Raw genomic sequence first — 15,446 nt, 5'->3', positions numbered from 1 at the left:
TACCCGATATTGCCCATTGGCAGCCTCGGTTCCTTCAGCCTCTTCTTACCTTTATAATCGTTTCTGACAAAAGGGTCAAGATTCCAGAGGCTTCTGTCGCAGGATTTAAAAAAAACTAAACATGTAACTGTTTTCACAAAAAAACAACGACGGCAGTTGTCGCCGCTACACAAGGTATTCATAAAACTTTTCAAAGGTCAATCGCAACGTGCCATGGTAATCCCGTAAAAGGGTAGGCAAGGCGATCACTTCTTCATGTTGGATCGGGGCATCGATTTGGATCACCGCTTCTTCCTCATCCAGATAATAAGAACTAAACAGTTCATCATCAGCGACTTCTTCTAGCTGATTGGTCAGCTCTTCATAAAACTTTTCTACGATCGGTTCTGCCAACTCATCAAAGACTGGCTGCAAGGCTGCTTCTACAGCTGGAAACGGCTGCGCGAGTAATTGCTGTCCGCTGAGGGAATGGCAGGTATTCTCATAGGTCAAATAAAGCAGGTCGAAATAATCCTCTTCTTCCCCGATCGCTTCTAGCGTCAAAAGGGCTTTTTCTACCAATGAAACCAAGGCCGAGGATACCTCCTGATGCATCACCGCATCAACTTTTTCAAATAATTGCTGTTTCTCGATGACAAATGTTTCTTCCATAAAAGTGAATTCCGCTTTTTCAAAGCAAAGGGGGGGATCAGAGATAAATAGTTGGATCGTTGCCATGGCGTTGCCTTCTTTCTTTTTCAAGCTGCGGACAAACAGATGATTTGTCAACAGCGAAAATCTTCGTTAGCATAAATAATAGCAGGTGAACAAATTGTTCATCAAGTAATAAGGAGGAGATCGAATGAGTAAAGTTGCTGTTATTGTCACTGATCTAGTTGAAGATGTTGAGTTGACGTCACCAAAAGAAGCACTGGAAGCGGCTGGACACGAAGTAGTCGTTATTAGTAATGAAGGCGCCGAGACCGTCGAAGGCAAACAAGGTGGAACATTTACCGTCGATGCGGCCATTGATACGATCGATCCTGCAAGTTTTGATGCTTTGTTGATCCCAGGCGGTTTCTCCCCTGACCAATTACGGACCGATGAGCGCTATGTGTCATTGACGAAAGACTTTTTGACATCTGATCGTCCCGTCTTTGCCATTTGCCACGGCCCACAACTGTTTATCCAAACAGGACTGACAAAAGATTTGACCTTGACGGCTTATGATTCTGTGCGACCAGATTTAGCCTACGCAGGTGCCACCGTCAAAGATGAGCCTGTCGTGATCGACGAAACCTATCGGTTGATCACCAGCCGAAACCCAGATGACTTAGATGCCTTCAATCAAGCCATTACCGAGGCATTGAACTAACCACGAATAAGACTTGGTTTCTTAGAGAAAAAAAGCCGCCAGTTGCAGCGTTCGATCCTTCGTATCGATCGAGCTGCAGCTGAGCGGTTTTTTCTTGCGTAGCTTTTCAGTTTTCAGTGAATAGCTCGTTTCCCGTTACTCGTCAGAGGGCAACTCAAAACCATCGAAAGTCTCGCCATCGTAATAGCGCAATAACTCTTCCGTCGATAATAAGGAAGACGTCATTTCTTCCTGTGCCTCATTGGCCTCTCGAAGTTGGGCAAGGTAAGCCGCGTAGGCTTCTGCCAACTGCCGATAAACAGCTTGCCGCGAAGTTCCTTCTGCTTGGATCGTCGGCAATTCACGGATAAAGGCCCGATAGACGGGGCGGTTTTCCTGCCATTCGATCGGCAACTCAATTACTTGAAGCTGGGCTTCTTCAAACCATCGTTCCATCGCTCTCCCTCATTTCTTTTCTTATTATCGTCAAGTTAGTAGCAAAGGTCAATCGGTGAGCAAAAAAACACAGAACAAGCGTTGAAAGAAATTAACACATCCGCAAAAGCTCGCTTGTTGGGCTAGCTTTTACGGATGCGGCAATTTATCTGCTTCTTCTGTGTGTTACTCGTTTTTATGCGGCAACATACGCATATTTTTCAATGTTTTGTCGGATCGTTTCAATCATGTCTTCATCTTGTAAGCCAGTGATTTCTGCAATGACTTCCGGTAGTGATTTTTCATCCAAAAGTGCTTGCAACTGTTGGCTTTGCTCATCTTCAGGGTCTTTGTAGTTGAAGATCATGCCGATCGTTTCATAGAGATGATCTGGCTGCATGTTGCGTTTTTCTAACTCAAGGACTGGTCGGATAAAACGTTCTTCGGTCCCTAATTTGCGGACAGGTGTCCGTGCCACCCGAGTGATAGCATCGGAAATGTGCTTGTTTTTAAAGCGTTGGATGATTTTTTCGATATACCGTTCATGTTCTTCAGGATCAAAAGCCCACTTCTCAATTAAAAGCCGCCCAGTTTCTTCGAGAACGGATTTTAATTGGATCACCACTAAATGGTCCTGCATCGCTTCATCGATCGTCTGATAGCCTTGGAGGGCGCCTGTGTACGCTACCGTAGCATGACCCGTATTGACACTGAATAATTTCCGTTCAATGTACGGTTCCAGGTCCGCCACATAATGGACCCCTTGCAGATGGATCGAGGATTTCATCCCTGATTCTTGGATCACCCATTCGCAAAAAGGTTCTACTTGAACGAATAAAGGATCTTCATGGTGCTGCAGCGGTACGATGCGGTCCACCGCTGCATCTGGAAAACCAACCGTCGCTTCCAATGCTGACCAATCCGCAACGTATTTTTGCACTTCGCTTTTTAAAAAGGTCGATCCGCCGATCATGTTCTCACAGGCGATCACATCAATGGCTGGCTTGTCTGAGTGTTGCTGACGTGCTTCTAAGCCTTTGGCGATCAGCTCAGCGATATGCGGCAAAATGTTGGGACCAATGGCGGTCGTAAGGATGTCTGCCTCGGCGATCGCTTGGATCACCGCTTCTGGTTCTTTGGCATTGTTCAATCCCGTCACATGCTCGATGTGGATCTGTTCTTGGGTCTCATCGGCTAATTCGATGGTATACCCTTGTCTTGCTTTTAAGGCGTCAATGATCGTTTCATTGACATCAATAAATGTGATTTCAAAGTTGTTGGCAGCCAATATCTCGCCGATAAAGCCGCGACCAATATTACCTGCACCAAAGTGAACTGCCTTCATGTCTTGTCTCCTCCTTAAATCCTTATGCTACGGTCAAACTTTGGGCGATTTCTTCTTTATCTAAGGCATCCGCCAATTCGACAACGTTATCGATATCGCTGCAAAAGAGGGCGATTTGTTGGACCAATTGCAGGTGATCTTCCCCTTTGCCCGCGATGCCGAAAAGAACGGTGACGATTTTTTCTTCGTCCGCGGTACCGAAATTCACGCCATCAGGTACTTGCACGATACAGATACCAGATTTTTTGACGTATTTTTTGGCTTCATCCGTGCCGTGAGGAATCGCAATAAAGTTCCCCATATAGACTGAGAGCATCTCGTCACGCTCAAGCATGGCTTCGACGTATTCTTTTTCCACACAGCCTGCCGCCAGCAATTTTTCGCCGCAGTAACGAATGGCTTCTTCTTTGGTCGCAAATTGTTTGTTCAATTCAATCATGTCTTTTTCTAATACTTGCATTCGGCTCATCCTTTCTTAATTCGCTGCTTTGATCGATGCTACGATCCGTTGATAGTTCGTCGTTCCCATCAAATTATTGACAGATAGGTGGATCGCTTCCGGCGCTGACGTTTGCGCTTGCGGCGTTAGGGCTTCTTTTGTGATCACCAGTGAAGAGGCGTTCGCATGGAGATCATTGATATGGCTTTTTCTGATCGGCATCGTCAGAGCTTCTTTGGCTAAAAGATCTTGGAAGACTTTCTGAGCCATCGTTGCCGAACCTTTGCGATCATCGTGGGCCAAAATGATTTCACTGACTTGCTTAAGGTCATTGGCGGAAGGAACATCTACCTGGTTGCCTGCTTCAGACTTTTTTGCTGACTCCCCCGCTGTCTTAGTCCCTGACAATGTGGCTACGATTTCATCGTACCGTGGAGAGTTCAGGAAATTTTCAACCGCGACAAAGGTCGCATTTGGCGCTTTTTGTTTGGCACGTTCTTGCAATTCTTCTTGAGTGACGATCAGCGTATTGGCATCGTCCGTTAAATTGTTGATAGCGGAATTAGAAACATTTTGTGGAAGACCCGCTTCTTTGACTTTTTTACGTAAGATCGATGCCCCCATAGCACTGGAGCCCATGCCTGCATCACATGCGAAGATGATACGATTGATGCCAGTCATTGGTTGAGCCGCCAAGCCTTTTGAGCTGAGTTTTGCTGCTTGCGTTTGTTGTACTTTTTCTTCAAAATTATCCACTGTATCCTTCGCATCCGCTTTCAAGATCGCGGCAGCGACGATAAAGGATACGCCTGCTCCTACGGCAATTCCCGCTAAGACAGAAACGACACTCATCACCGAGTTGAATGGCGTCATTGCTAAGATCGCAATGATCGAACCTGGTGAAGCAGGTGCCCGTAAGCCTGCACCTAGTAATTGGAAGGTAAAGCTTCCTGATACACCGCCGGCAATCACGGCTAAGAACATCAATGGTTTCATCATGACGTATGGGAAGTAGATCTCATGGATCCCACCAATAAAGTGAATGATGATCGCTCCAGGTGCCGAAGATTTCGCTGCTCCTTTTCCGAAGAAAGTGAAGGCTAGCAAGACTCCTAAACCAGGTCCAGGATTGGCTTCTAATAAGTAAAGGATCGATTTCCCAAATTCGCTGACTTGCTCAGTGCCTAGTGGTGTCAAAATTCCATGGTTGATAGCATTGTTTAAGAATAAGATTTTTGCTGGTTCAATAAAGATATTGGCTAATGGAATCAAGTGGGCATTGACGATCACTTCGACCCCTGCTGCCATTGCTTCTGTCAAGGTGTTAACAACTGGCCCGATTGCTACAAAGCCCAGTAATGCTAAAGCAAAACCGATCAAACCTGATGAAAAGTTGTTGACCAACATTTCAAAGCCAGCGCGAACTTTGTCTTGGAAGATCTCGTCAAATTTCTTGATGACCCAACCGCCTAAAGGACCCATGATCATTGCACCCAAGAGCATTGGGATATCCGTTCCGACGATGACCCCCATCGTTGCGATCGCCCCAACCACGGCTCCGCGGTCACCAGCAATCACTTTCCCGCCAGTATACCCGATCAAGATTGGGATCAAATACGTTAGCATTGGACCGACCATCGTTGCAAAGGCTTCATTTGGTAAATACCCATCTGGAATAAATAATGCCGTTAATACACCCCATGCAATCAATGCGCCGATATTCGGCATCACCATACTCGACAACGTACTGCCTAATTTTTGAACTTTTGCTTTTACTGATGATTTGGCTGCTTTTTGTGTCTGTTCCATTTTTTTCTCTCCTCTCGTCTGCTTACACCCTTATTGTAGGCGCTTCCCAAAAAGCTCGAAAGTCGTACTTTGGCACAAAAAACTGTGCCAAAACTTGTAGCCAAACAGACAGAACAAAAAAAGGCGAGCAGCCCCTGCACTCGCTTATTTTTGTTATGTTTCACGTGGAGCATTTTTTTGGATTTTGCCAAAACACAAAAAAAACGTGTACTCACTCCTTCTACACAAGGTAGAAAGAGCAAGTACACGGAGGCAGCTCATTCATGTATTTCGTTCGCTGCTCTTGTTGCAAGCCAGTCTGCTGCTGATCGCTTATTCTTCTGCCAGCAAAATCTGTTGGATCTCTTCAACCGATTCGGCATCACTAAGCACCCGAACATTCTGCATATCAGAACAAAAAAAGGCGATTTCTTGCAAAACAGCTAATTGCTGCTCTTTTAGGACGACTACGAAAAGGATCGTAGCGATTTTAGGCTGCTCCTTCGTGCCGAAGTCGACGCCATCAGGCACTTGGATCAAAAAGAGTCCTTCTTCCTTGATCCATTGCTGGGCTTCTTCTTCCGCATGGGGCAATGCCACAAAGTTACCGATGTAAACACCTGTTTTTTGATGGCGACGCAAAAGGCTTTTGACATAGGGCAAGGAAACGATCTCCTGGTTGACTAAGTACTCGCCAATTTTTGTCAGAGCCTCTGTGGCATCGGTAAAGTGTTGATCCAACAAAATCCGCTCCTGTGGAATATACATCGCTGATCCCTCCTATTGTTTTACTTCTTCAATCAAGAGCGAAGAGAGCAACTGATAAATAATCGAATCATTACCCGAATTAAAAATCTCCGTATTTAGATCATTCATAATGATCGAACCACTGATTTTTCCTAACATCTGAGAGCTTGTTTCATTGATAGGATACGGCGCAAGCATGACTAATAAACGGGTAACAGCGATTTCTTTTTTATCCATCGCTAAAAGAGGCAAAGGTTGTTTTAAGTCGAAAATACGAAAAACTGGTTGCAGGATCGCCGAGCTCGCTGCGTGAAACAAGGCAAAGTGAGTGTCAGGAATGCCTACTGGCGCTTGGAAGTAGCGCCGTAAGAGACGATCAACGACTTTCTCACGATCCAAAACAACATGTTCATCAAAAGACGTCAGCACCAGCTGCAACGTTTCTTCCAAGTCCGCTGGGTTATCAATGGCTTGCACTTGAAACAGCGCCAATAGCTGGTTAATGGCTTCGATAAAAGCCAAGACCGCTTCATAGGATTCCTCTTTGACCAAAGCAGAGGGTGCCTTTTTTGCGGAACGTTTTTTCTGACTAATGGCTTGGAAGGCCTTCTTCAACTCTTGAATATCTTCTTCTAGCAGGATCGGTGAAACGAGTTTGTACTCTCCTTGATACCCTGGCAGCAAGGAAGTCGAGATCACCAAGTCATAGGTCTCCTCGATATTTTCCCGTTTGACATCTCCCACTCGAAAGAAGGTGATTTGATTGATAAAGGGAAAATGTTTCCGTAGCTGCATCTCTAATAAACTGATGGAGGCTAATCCGCTAGGAGAGATCCCTGCAATATTGACTTCTAACACTTTCGGATTTTTTTCCAACGAATTGGCAAAATGCAGGACCATATAGGCGATTTCTTCTTCCGAGAACTGCTGCTGCGGAAAGACCTGCGGCAGATGATTGCGAATCCCGCTGGCGATCTCGACATACTGGTTCATGATTTTTTCTAGGATAGGGTTGTTCAAATGATCTTCTTCTAAAATCGCCCGCGTCATCACTCCTGAGATATGGGTCAGCAGCATTTTATACAAGTTCGTATCTTCATAAAACGCCACTTCCGTTTGCTCACTGACCAATTCGATCAAGCGTTTCACACGATAAGCCAAGTCAGTATCAAAATTGTCATCAAAAAAATCACGATCAAAGGAATTAGCAAAATCACCTAGTAACACGGCAAAAAAGACGATTTCGTTGATGGAATAAAGCAGTTTCGTCTTTTCGGCGATCTGAGCAAAAATCTTTTTCGCCACCTTCAGCAAGTCTTTGTTGATCTGACTCGGGTACGTCTCTTCTTCCACCGTGTAGCCCAAAGCTACCCGATCCATGGCTAGCGCCAGCATCAAGACGATAAACGCCAATTTGCGGTCACTAAGTTCCTTGAACTGCGGCTCGATGGTTTCTCGAATCAGCCGCTGGGCTAGCAATAGATGGTCACGGGACAGAAATTGAAAAATAAACGGGGCTTCATCATCGGTTTCCAGTAAATGGAAAAATTGGTACTCATTGATCTCCATCACTAGTGTATTGGCTGTGATCAACCGCCGATATTTTTCGGAGCCTTCGATCTCATATCCTTGATTGCGCACGATCCTTAACGGCAGCCGTGCGAGACTTTCTTCTAGCTGTTTGATATCTGAAAAAAACGTCGTATTGCTGATTTGGTAGCGATCCAAGAAGAAATGACTAGATACAGGCTTCGTGGCGGTAGTCAGTTGCAGCAAAATACGATGTTGTCGCTCACTAGCCGCGAATTCTTGATCGGTATCTGCCATAATGGCTTCTTGCAATTGGCGAATGCTCGTTTCTGATGCAAAAATTTGGAAATGACCACGACCGACCTTCTCTAAGGTAGCTCCTACTGTTTCCAGCGATTTTTCTAGATTAGCCAGTTCACGGTACACCGTTCGTTTACTGACTTTTAAGACTTGCATCATGCGATCTAAAGAAACTGGACCGGTACTATTCATCAATTCCGTTAATAAAAGTGTTTCACGATTGGTCAAAAACATAGTCGACTCCTTCTGTCAGTAACTGACGATACGCATCTGTCGTCAATAAATCATCCACCACCAGCAAAGGAACATCTGGGATCGGGCACTTTTCTGCAAGTTCTTTCGGGAGGATATAGACTGCCGTAGGGTCAAGAGCTTGTCCTTCATACGCCATTTTTTTGATGGTCAAAGACAGCGCTTGTTGGCGGGCCATTTTGCTTAGTATCTCCACTGCCATCGTTTGTGAACCGCGTTTTTTTCCAGTATACAAAAAGATGATCGTTGAAAATCCTAACGAACATGCTGCCTCGGTTTGCAGCGATTTTTGCGGATCTTGTTCTCTTCTTTGTAATTCTAGGATCAGCGGGGCATACTCATCAGCCGCCAAAAAATTATCTAACACATAATGCTGTGCGTGTGGTGTCTGCTTTTGGGCAATAGCTGCTAATTCCCGTTGGGTGATCACCAAAAGCGCGGGATCATCGATCACACGATAAATCGATTGATAGCGGACAGGAAACGTTAGCTGGGCTTCTTGTAACTGTTTTTTTAGTATGCTGGCACCAATCGCACTGGACCCCATCCCTGCGTCACAGGCCACGACGATCTCCGTGACTTTCTTCATTTTCGGCATCTTACGCTCCTCATTTTCTGTATTGGACTTCCGTTTTAACAGCACACTAGCGATCGCAAACGATACGACCGTACTGACGACAATCCCAGCTAAGACACCTAGGATCATAGACGGCGGTGTATTGAGTAAAATCGCTAAGATCGAGCCCGGAGACGCAGGCGCTCTTAAGCCTACCCCTAAAAATTGGAAGATCAGCGTGCCACTGAAACCACCAATGATCGGACCGAGCAACACCCAAGGATCGAGCAGAACAAACGGGAAATACACTTCATGAATCCCACCAATAGCCTGCACAAAAACGGATGCTGCGGCATTCGTTCGGTTTCGCTTTGAACCAAAAAAAAGATACGCCGCTAAGACCCCTAATCCTGGACCGGGGTTGGCCTCGATCAAAAATAAAACCGACTGACCATTGAGTGCCGCTGCTTCGATCCCTAGCGGTGTAAATAGACCATGGTTGACAATATTATTAAAAAACAAAACCTTCAATGGTTCTACAATGATATGGATAAAGGGCAAGACGTTTTGCTGAACAAAATAATCAACCAGCTGATAGCTGCCGAGACTGAACCAATTAAAAAGCGGCGCCAATAGGAAGTAACTTCCTAAAAAGAGGAGTCCGCCAAACGCACCTGCAATAAAATTGCGCACCAGCATCTCATAGCCACTTTTGACTTTGCTCACGATCGAATCACTGCGGTACAATAGCCAGCCCGCTAGCGGTCCCAGCAGCATCGCCCCAAAGACCTGGGGAATATCCGTTGCGAGAATAGCCCCTAAGACCGCCACTGCTCCTACGACCCCACCTCGTTCAGGCGCCAACATCTGCCCACCTGTATAGGCGATCATGAGGGGCAGCAGCACAGTCAAGACCCCTTGTTCCATTTGCTGGATCACTTGTTGATCGACTGAGAAAAAAGGCAGCAGGAATGAAATCAGCATCCACGCAATAAAAATACTTAAATTCGGCATCATCATGCGAGAAAGATAATTCGTATAAAACTTAACCGTTATCATTTTTTCTCTGGAAGACGAGGTCTTGTTCATTTTATCCGCTTCCTTTCTCTTCTCTATTATAAGATGTTCTGGTAAGACTGAAAACAAAAAAAGCATACGTTTTTTAAAACAGAAATCAAAAAAAGCTGACGTAAAACGCCAGCTTTTGAAATAGCTTCAATTGATTTAGTTTACGCGTACCGCGAAATCTGGTGAGTAATAAGAGTAACTGCTAACAGAAACATTTTGACCTGGTGTTGGTGCATGAACGTATTGTCCGTTACCCATAGCGATCGCCACGTGGTGTGTGCTTCCGCGGCTACCCCAGAATAACAAGTCACCAGCTTTTGCTTCATTGATCGAAATCACCGTACCAGAAAATTCTTGTGCGTAAGTTACCCGTGGTAATGAGATCCCAACTTTAGCAAATACATATTGTGTAAAGCCAGAACAGTCAAAGCCGTCTGGTGTCGTACCACCCCATACATAAGGAGTACCAATGTATTTCATTGCTTCTGCTACGATTGCTGAACCGTTGACCGTTTGTGCGGGTGCAGGAGTATTGCTTGCACCATTGCCGCTATTGTTCGATCCTTGGTTGTTATTGCTATTGTTATTGTTGGCAGGAGTCGATGGTGTCGTATTTGTTGAACCGCCACCTTGTGATGAATCTCCTTGTGTGTTATTAGTCGTAGAACTAGAATTTGTTGTAGCGCTTGGTGTTGTTGAATTTGACGTTGAAGATTCACTAGACGCTGCTGCTTCCTGAGTAGCTGCTTCAGCTGCTACCGCTTCTTGAGCCGCTGCCTCTTGTGCTGCTTGTTCACGAGCGGCTGCTGCCGCAGCTTCTTCTGCAGCGATGCGTGCTTGTTCTGCTTCGTATTCTTCTTTTTGTTTTTCTAAATCAGCTTTTTCATCTTCTTTAGATGCTTGTTGAACAGCCAATTCCGCTTGTAAAACATTTAAATCGGCTTGTTTGGCTTGTAGATTCCCTAATTGTGTTTCTAATTCAAATTGGTTCGCTGCGATTTCTGCCAACTTATCGTCGTTTTCCGCTTTTTTCGCTTCAACTGCTTCTTGGTCTGCCTTTTGTTGATCCACAAGATCTTTGTTAGCATTGACGATCGTCGTCATTGCTTGCACACGGCCAATAGCATCTGTTAAAGAGTCAGCTTCTAATACTGCATCAATAAAGTTCGTGCTTTGACCATTGACTTGAACGTCACGGGCTTGTTTTTGGATCGCTTCTTCACGCTTTTCGATTCTGACTTTCAAATCAGCAATTTCTTGCTTCAACTTTTCAGAATCCGCACGCAAATCACCTTGCTGTTGCAACAAAGTTTGGGCTTTTTCATTGATTGCAGCCACGTCGCTTTCAAGTGCTGCTACTTGTGACTGGATGCTCGCTTGCTGGTTTTGCAAGTCAGAGATCTCTTTATTTTTTTCTTCAATTTTATTGTCAAAATCTGATGCAAAGACAAGTGTCGGTGCTGCTGCAGAAGTAAGAACAATTGAACTTACTAACAATAAAGATAAAATTCGCTTTTTCACTCTTCATTCCTCCGGCTGTTGCTTCCCCTAATATGGTTTTTTTATGTATAAATGCTTAAGAATACCTAAAGTCCTTCACGATAGTGTGATTGTAACACAGCCGTATGTCAGAGAGATAAAAGGAATATTACAAAAACATTTCAATCGCTGTTATTTTTATACAGTCAAACGCAAAAAAAAAAATGAAGCTATTCGTCTTTGAATAGCTTCATGAATGGAACGACTAAAAGGATAAACAAAATGATGTTCAATAAAAGCGTTGGTGCTAGAAAGCGGGAAACAAAGAATGACGTGCTAACTGAGGCGATCTTAAATAGCAACTGGACGCCCAACGTCACAACTTCTAAGCTTGTAACAAAGATGATCATTCCGAAAAACATGGTAAATACATTTTGATAAAGCGTATTTTTCAAAATATACATGATCCACACGATCAAGGGAAACGCCACCGTGTAGATGCCGATCACACCGACATAATACACGTCATAGAGGCAGCCGATCACAAGCGCCGTGGTGATCAAAAAGTTTTTCGGCAAATACTTCGCGCCACATAAAAGGGCGATCAATAAAAGATGTGCACTGGCGATATAATTGTCTTGGGTCCATTTTTCTAAAAAACGCGTCAGTTGTCCATCTGCCAACATCATTAAAAAGAAGACGCCCGCTGCCAGGTATTTGATGTAGTCATGCTTTTTCATGGCTATTCCTCACCTGCCAAGCGTTTGATAATCGTTACTGCTTGAATATCATACATTTGGGCATACGGTTTTACAAACACTTGGGTATCAAGACCAAACTCATCTTTGGTGGTACGGATCACTGTTCCGATCGCTAAGTCGGCAGGCGAGTTTCCTCCTAATCCAGAGGTCTGCACGACATCGCCTTCCTTCAGCTCATTGTCCCCTGTCAACTGGGTAATGACCAAGGAACGTTCTTTTTGATCGTAACTACTTAGAATCCCAAAGTTTGACCCATCTTCGCCGCTGATCCGAACCGGATAGTGGTTAGAATTCTGGTTTTCAGAAGTCAAAAGTTCAATTTTAGAAGAAGCCGCATTGACTTCTACCACACGACCAATCAAGCCTTTTTGCGACATGACCGCCATGTTGACCTCAACGCCGTCTCTTGAGCCTCGATCCACGATCAGCATATCTTGCCAAGTATCAGGTGACCGATTGATGACATTGGCGGAGATCCGTTCATAATTCGTCAAGGTCGCATTCAGCTCTAGCTCTTCTTTCAAGGCATCTATTTCTCTTTGCGCATTGTCCTTCGCTTGTTCCAATTCATCAAAACTGTCCAATTTCTCTTTTAAACGTTCATTTTCTTCATACGTCACAAACAAGTTTTTGACTGAATTCGCCCCATTTTCGATCCAACGAAAAGGCGCCGTAATCACTTTATCGATAAAGCCAACGGAGTCATTGACCGTTGATTGCACAACATTGGTGGAGTTTCCCGCAGCTCTGCGGGCGATCGTCACGCTTAATACGGTGACAACTAAAATCACAATAATCAATGTGATGATAATATTTTTATTAGGATTAAACTTTTTCACAAAGACACCTCAAATAATTCCAAACTGTAGTTCCAATTTTACCATTAATACCCTGCAAACAAAAGCTAAGTTGACCGTCTTAATGTTTTTTTTGTAATTAAGTTTCTGAAATTTTCAACAAAAAAAAGAGACGTTCCGTCTCTTAATCACAACTTTGAATGACTGCTATCATCCCGCTGCTAAAGGAAAAACCTGCTGTTTGTGTCAGAAATTCATTGCTGGCATAAGAAGTTGGGTACGGCACTTGGACGTTTTCTAATAAATACTTGCTACCTGTCAACGTCAAATCTGTTACCGGCGTCAAACAGCAATACGCCAAATACTGCATCTCGGGTTCTTTTTCCAATTGATAGGTGCCTGGTAAAAAGAACTGAACGACATTTTGACGATCTAAAAAACGCAGATTTGGGGCAAATGGACGAAACCGATCTTCTAAAGGCAGCCATAGATTGGCTAAAAGATGGTCGAGACGTCCTCCTGTTGCACCAATCAAGTCGATTTGCGCTTCTGGATAGCGACGCAACGTCTCCACCAATGCCAATTGGGTATCTGTATCATCTTTTTCAGCAGGAGCTTGGATCACTGTGTTGACTTGTTGTTTGACTGCTTGCAGTTCGCCTGCGGTCAAAGAGTCGAAATCACCAATCGCCAGATCGACTGGCCGTTGGTGCTGAAGCAAAAACAATGCCCCGCGATCAATCCCAATGTATTTGTCATACGTCATCAGCGGTGGCCAATTTTCAGGGCGCCCCCCTGCTGCTAACAAAATCTTCATTTATTGCAAAGCTTCTTTCAAGGCTCTGATTTGTGCTGCAGGTTCATCGGCATCGTAGATATAGCTTCCTGCTACGAAGACATTTGCACCTGCTTCCAGGCAACGTTTGGCTGTCTCAGGAACGATCCCGCCATCTACCTCGATATCATAATGGTAGCCTTTTTCTTCTTTTAAAGCAGCCAGTACTGCAATTTTTTCTAGTGATTCTTCAATAAAGGATTGCCCACCAAACCCTGGATTGACCGTCATGACTAACACTTGATCACACATGGATAAAACATGTTCAATGGCTGATACTGGTGTGCCTGGGTTGATGACGATTTCTGCTTTGACATTTTCTGCCACAATCATTTGGATCGCACGATGGATATGAGGTGTTGCTTCCGCGTGGATCCCAATGATATCTGCCCCAGCTTCTGCGAAGGCATGGATATACTTTTCTGGTTCGGTGATCATTAGGTGAACATCCAACGGCAGTTTGGTAACTGGGCGAATCGCTTTAACGATGTTTGGGCCTAAGGTAATATTAGGGACGAAATGACCGTCCATCACGTCTACGTGAATATAATCTGCGCCATGGCGCTCTACCAGCTCAATGTCTCTTTGAAGATTTGCAAAATCGGCACTTAAAATAGATGGTGCTAGTTTTATCATGCTTTTCCCTCACTTTTTCTTCTTTTTATAAACCGGACGTCGGTTTTCAATCTCTTCTAAAAATTGCACGTAATTCTTATAACGAGTCTCGGCAATCTCATTTGCTGCAACCCCCTGCTTAACTGCACAATCAGGTTCATTAAGGTGCCTACATTCCCTAAAACGACAGTTGGCAGCTACCGCTAAAAAGTCAGGAAATAGTTTGGGTAACTCCACCGCTTCGATTTCCAAAAAGTCGATCGAACTAAATCCTGGTGTATCGGCAACCAATCCATCACAAATCGGCAAGAGCTCCACATGACGGGTCGTATGTTTCCCCCGCCCGAGAGATTCTGAGATCACTCCTGTTTCCAATGCCAATTCTGGGACGATCCGATTCAGCAATGTCGACTTTCCAGCACCGGATTGTCCCATAAAGACGGTGATCCGCTCAGGAAAGTACCGTTGAAGTTCCAATAGATCTTCGCCTTCTGCTTTTGACGTGATCACGTGGTAGCCAATTGCTTGATAGGTCTCCTCAATTGCTTTCATTGCGGCAAGATCTTTCACAAGATCCGCTTTTGTCAAAAAGATGATCGGTTCGATCCCCTCATACTCTAACGTCACTAAAAAGCGATCCAATAGATTATAGGAGAAGTTCGGCTCAACTAGACTTGTCACGAGCACCCCTTGATCCACATTTGCGACTGGCGGTCGAACCAGCTCATTTTTTCGCGGCAAGATCTCTAAAAGATAACCGTCTGTTTGATTGCTGCTTTCAAAGATCACTTCATCCCCCACCAAAGGAGTGATTTTTCGATTCCGAAAATTTCCTCGAGCGCGGGTTTGAAAGATTTCATCTTCTGATGCCACATAATAAAATCCGCTTAGCGCTTTGATGATTTTTCCCTTCAAACAATTTCCTCCTCGTTTTTTACTATTGTATCATATTTTCAGGTCTTCTCACTGGCTGAAAACACAAAAAAGCCTGAAGCGAATGCTTCAGGCATCAAAAAATCGGGAAGACAGGATTCGAACCTGCGACCCCTTGGTCCCAAACCAAGTGCTCTACCAAGCTGAGCTACTTCCCGATAATAAAAATGAAACAAATAAAAAGACTACGCGCCCAAGAGGAGTCGAACCCCTAACCTTTTGATCCGTAGTCA

15 protein-coding genes and 1 tRNA gene are annotated in these 15,446 nt (G+C 44.6%); 1 reads left to right on the top strand and 15 read right to left on the bottom strand.

Annotated elements, in window-relative coordinates:
* Positions 1–165 precede the first annotated feature (165 nt).
* Positions 166–717 carry a hypothetical protein gene (locus Q1X33_RS09330; protein WP_034869539.1) on the bottom strand — a complete coding sequence of 184 codons (552 nt, stop codon included), beginning with the start codon at positions 715–717 and terminating at the stop codon, positions 166–168.
* A gap of 124 nt (positions 718–841) precedes the next feature.
* Here Q1X33_RS09330 and Q1X33_RS09325 point away from each other — a divergent pair, with 124 nt between their 5' ends.
* A complete protein-coding gene (locus Q1X33_RS09325) occupies positions 842–1,354 on the top strand; it encodes a type 1 glutamine amidotransferase domain-containing protein (protein ID WP_005230261.1) in 513 nt (170 codons plus the stop codon).
* A gap of 135 nt (positions 1,355–1,489) precedes the next feature.
* Here Q1X33_RS09325 and Q1X33_RS09320 read toward each other — a convergent pair whose 3' ends face one another.
* The 14 genes from Q1X33_RS09320 to Q1X33_RS09255 all read right to left on the bottom strand — a co-directional run bounded on the left by Q1X33_RS09320 (position 1,490) and on the right by Q1X33_RS09255 (position 15,371).
* Complete coding sequence (locus Q1X33_RS09320) at positions 1,490–1,789, bottom strand: hypothetical protein (RefSeq protein WP_005230258.1); 300 nt, start codon at positions 1,787–1,789, stop codon at positions 1,490–1,492.
* 175 nt (positions 1,790–1,964) lie between these two features.
* A complete protein-coding gene (locus tag Q1X33_RS09315) occupies positions 1,965–3,113 on the bottom strand; it encodes a mannitol-1-phosphate 5-dehydrogenase (RefSeq protein ID WP_005230256.1) in 1,149 nt (382 codons plus the stop codon).
* A gap of 22 nt (positions 3,114–3,135) precedes the next feature.
* Positions 3,136–3,573: a PTS sugar transporter subunit IIA gene (locus Q1X33_RS09310; protein ID WP_005230254.1), complete on the bottom strand. Its 438-nt coding sequence runs from the start codon at positions 3,571–3,573 to the stop codon at positions 3,136–3,138.
* Between the two features lie 15 nt (positions 3,574–3,588).
* On the bottom strand, positions 3,589–5,361 hold the full coding sequence (locus tag Q1X33_RS09305; protein WP_005230247.1) for a PTS mannitol transporter subunit IICBA: 1,773 nt from the start codon (positions 5,359–5,361) through the stop codon (positions 3,589–3,591).
* Positions 5,362–5,673: 312 nt separating this feature from the next.
* A complete protein-coding gene (locus Q1X33_RS09300; protein ID WP_005230245.1) occupies positions 5,674–6,108 on the bottom strand; it encodes a PTS sugar transporter subunit IIA in 435 nt (144 codons plus the stop codon).
* A gap of 12 nt (positions 6,109–6,120) precedes the next feature.
* Positions 6,121–8,151, bottom strand: coding sequence for a BglG family transcription antiterminator (locus Q1X33_RS09295; RefSeq protein ID WP_005230244.1), 2,031 nt, complete (start codon positions 8,149–8,151; stop codon positions 6,121–6,123).
* The gene (locus tag Q1X33_RS09290; protein ID WP_005230243.1) at positions 8,132–9,880 is read right to left on the bottom strand and encodes a PTS mannitol transporter subunit IICB; all 1,749 of its coding nucleotides are present in this window, start codon (positions 9,878–9,880) and stop codon (positions 8,132–8,134) included. Before Q1X33_RS09290 ends, Q1X33_RS09295 begins: the two co-directional genes overlap by 20 nt.
* A 69-nt stretch (positions 9,881–9,949) precedes the next feature.
* Complete coding sequence (locus Q1X33_RS09285) at positions 9,950–11,314, bottom strand: NlpC/P60 family protein (protein WP_005230241.1); 1,365 nt, start codon at positions 11,312–11,314, stop codon at positions 9,950–9,952.
* Positions 11,315–11,502: 188 nt separating this feature from the next.
* A complete protein-coding gene (mreD, locus tag Q1X33_RS09280; protein ID WP_005230239.1) occupies positions 11,503–12,012 on the bottom strand; it encodes a rod shape-determining protein MreD in 510 nt (169 codons plus the stop codon).
* Positions 12,013–12,014: 2 nt separating this feature from the next.
* Complete coding sequence (mreC, locus tag Q1X33_RS09275) at positions 12,015–12,872, bottom strand: rod shape-determining protein MreC (protein WP_034869542.1); 858 nt, start codon at positions 12,870–12,872, stop codon at positions 12,015–12,017.
* Positions 12,873–13,014: 142 nt separating this feature from the next.
* On the bottom strand, positions 13,015–13,647 hold the full coding sequence (locus Q1X33_RS09270) for a thiamine diphosphokinase (protein WP_005230235.1): 633 nt from the start codon (positions 13,645–13,647) through the stop codon (positions 13,015–13,017).
* A complete protein-coding gene (gene rpe / locus Q1X33_RS09265; RefSeq protein ID WP_015510634.1) occupies positions 13,648–14,301 on the bottom strand; it encodes a ribulose-phosphate 3-epimerase in 654 nt (217 codons plus the stop codon).
* A gap of 9 nt (positions 14,302–14,310) precedes the next feature.
* Complete coding sequence (rsgA, locus tag Q1X33_RS09260) at positions 14,311–15,195, bottom strand: ribosome small subunit-dependent GTPase A (RefSeq protein WP_005230231.1); 885 nt, start codon at positions 15,193–15,195, stop codon at positions 14,311–14,313.
* 102 nt (positions 15,196–15,297) lie between these two features.
* Positions 15,298–15,371: transfer RNA gene (locus Q1X33_RS09255), tRNA-Pro, on the bottom strand.
* Between the last annotated feature and the right edge of the window lie 75 nt (positions 15,372–15,446).

Source organism: Enterococcus sp. B2E4 (assembly GCF_030499455.1).
Classification (GTDB): domain Bacteria; phylum Bacillota; class Bacilli; order Lactobacillales; family Enterococcaceae; genus Enterococcus_D; species Enterococcus_D casseliflavus.
Note: the sequence above shows the minus strand (reverse complement) of the source record. Positions and strands in the feature narration are given on the sequence as shown.

What these genes read in the sequence shown, in the direction of transcription:
- Q1X33_RS09305 (WP_005230247.1), bottom strand. Translation starts at nt 5,361, where the DNA reads ATGGAACAGACACAAAAAGCAGCCAAATCATCAGTAAAAGCAAAAGTT.
- Q1X33_RS09295 (WP_005230244.1), bottom strand. Translation starts at nt 8,151, where the DNA reads ATGTTTTTGACCAATCGTGAAACACTTTTATTAACGGAATTGATGAAT.
- mreD (WP_005230239.1), bottom strand. Translation starts at nt 12,012, where the DNA reads ATGAAAAAGCATGACTACATCAAATACCTGGCAGCGGGCGTCTTCTTT.
- Q1X33_RS09310 (WP_005230254.1), bottom strand. Translation starts at nt 3,573, where the DNA reads ATGCAAGTATTAGAAAAAGACATGATTGAATTGAACAAACAATTTGCG.
- Q1X33_RS09270 (WP_005230235.1), bottom strand. Translation starts at nt 13,647, where the DNA reads ATGAAGATTTTGTTAGCAGCAGGGGGGCGCCCTGAAAATTGGCCACCG.
- Q1X33_RS09325 (WP_005230261.1), top strand. Translation starts at nt 842, where the DNA reads ATGAGTAAAGTTGCTGTTATTGTCACTGATCTAGTTGAAGATGTTGAG.
- Q1X33_RS09315 (WP_005230256.1), bottom strand. Translation starts at nt 3,113, where the DNA reads ATGAAGGCAGTTCACTTTGGTGCAGGTAATATTGGTCGCGGCTTTATC.
- Q1X33_RS09330 (WP_034869539.1), bottom strand. Translation starts at nt 717, where the DNA reads ATGGCAACGATCCAACTATTTATCTCTGATCCCCCCCTTTGCTTTGAA.
- rpe (WP_015510634.1), bottom strand. Translation starts at nt 14,301, where the DNA reads ATGATAAAACTAGCACCATCTATTTTAAGTGCCGATTTTGCAAATCTT.
- Q1X33_RS09320 (WP_005230258.1), bottom strand. Translation starts at nt 1,789, where the DNA reads ATGGAACGATGGTTTGAAGAAGCCCAGCTTCAAGTAATTGAGTTGCCG.
- Q1X33_RS09290 (WP_005230243.1), bottom strand. Translation starts at nt 9,880, where the DNA reads ATGCTTTTTTTGTTTTCAGTCTTACCAGAACATCTTATAATAGAGAAG.
- Q1X33_RS09300 (WP_005230245.1), bottom strand. Translation starts at nt 6,108, where the DNA reads ATGTATATTCCACAGGAGCGGATTTTGTTGGATCAACACTTTACCGAT.